Source organism: Sphingobacterium sp. UBA6645, from assembly GCF_002455685.1.
GTDB classification, from domain to species: Bacteria; Bacteroidota; Bacteroidia; order Sphingobacteriales; family Sphingobacteriaceae; genus Sphingobacterium; species Sphingobacterium hotanense.
On record NZ_DKLH01000059.1, the window covers coordinates 63,753 to 65,140 of the forward strand.

General features: G+C 37.4%; 2 protein-coding genes. One reads left to right on the top strand and one right to left on the bottom strand.

Going from position 1 to position 1,388, the window contains the following annotated elements; translation table 11 throughout:
- Positions 1-384, bottom strand: a 384-nt coding sequence (locus tag B2400_RS11620; RefSeq protein WP_293933527.1) for a Crp/Fnr family transcriptional regulator, incomplete at its 3' end; no start/stop codon positions are given.
- Positions 385-597: 213 nt separating this feature from the next.
- Here B2400_RS11620 and B2400_RS11625 point away from each other — a divergent pair.
- Positions 598-1,326 carry a GIN domain-containing protein gene (locus tag B2400_RS11625; RefSeq protein WP_286650618.1) on the top strand — a complete coding sequence of 243 codons (729 nt, stop codon included), beginning with the start codon at positions 598-600 and terminating at the stop codon, positions 1,324-1,326.
- The last annotated feature ends 62 nt before the right edge of the window (positions 1,327-1,388 follow it).

Below are 1,388 nucleotides of genomic sequence, written 5' to 3' on the forward strand. Positions count from 1 at the left end.
ATCCAACAAAACTTTCTGTATAATTTTATTCATTGTTATGTTCGTTTTTGCAAGTTCTTCAATTACTGAAAAAGGCATAAGACTTATCGTGGAAGGCGCCAGCGCTTGAAAACCAAAGACCGCAGGTTTTCCATAAAAGACGCTCTCGATGCCGGTACTGAAAGAATTCGCGCCAAAGAATAAGTGCGTAATATCCTTCCTATTCTTATAGTAATAGATCCGAGTAAAACCTGATTCAATAAAATAAATATACTTTAAATAGGTACCAGGCTCGAAAATAACATCGCCTTTATTGAATTCCTTTGTTTCAATGATGCTGTCTAGCTTCTGCTCCAGCTCGTCGTCAATATGATAGAATTTTCTAAAATGGTCTAATAGTTTCATTGTACTCCAGTCGTGCAATCAATATCATTTGAAATTATGCTTTTTTATTTGGCTTAACAAACCTGCAGGCCATAAATTCCCTCATGTCGACGATGCTTTACTGTTCCGTTTATTCCATCAGGAATAATAAGAAATTAACATAACTAATCATTAAATTGCATATGCTTTAATAAAGTAAAAGTGATTATGAGAAAATTTCTAACAATCCTTTTTATGGGATTATCTCTATTTGTCCATGCTCAAAAAACTGAAGTCAGAAAAATAAATGCAAAACCAAGCGGTATATCTATTTCAACAGGAATCCAAGCGAAAATCGTAAAATCAAATAAGAATGTGGTTGTCTTAGACGCTCAAAACCAAAGTCAATTGGATAAGATCGAAACCAAAGTAGACAAAGGAATATTAATTATTCAAGTAAAGAGGAACAGCAACATACAAAACTCTAGAAATCTGAACGCCACAGTGTACATCAATCCGAACTTAAGTAGCATCGAAATCTCATCGGCTGGCTATTTGGAAATTACCGCCCCCCTGGATGTCCGCATATTGAAAATTGACTTGTCTACAGCAGGCGCATTAAAAACTAACAGAATCTCCACAGGTAAGATGTCTATCGATGCTAGTTCGGCCGCGAAGTTTGCGAGCGATAATATAAAGGTTAACGAGTTAATTATCGAAGCGTCCTCCGCGTCATCAATTGTATTAGCAGGTTCCTCGTCGAGAACTTCGATCGATGCAATTACCAATGCACACGTAAACACAGCAAAAGTACGCTCAAAATCGGTTTCTGCCCAAGCACGAACCGGCGCAAAAATCAAAGTTCAAGCCAAAGACTCGCTACGTGCGATAGCATCTTCCGGAGCCTCCCTAACCTATACAGGATACCCCAAAATGACAAACTTCGAGAAATCTAGCGGTGGAACGATTAACAACGCAAATTAGAATAAAAAAAGAAAAGCTTGTAATCGGGGAGATTACAAGCTTTAACTAACCAATTATTAACC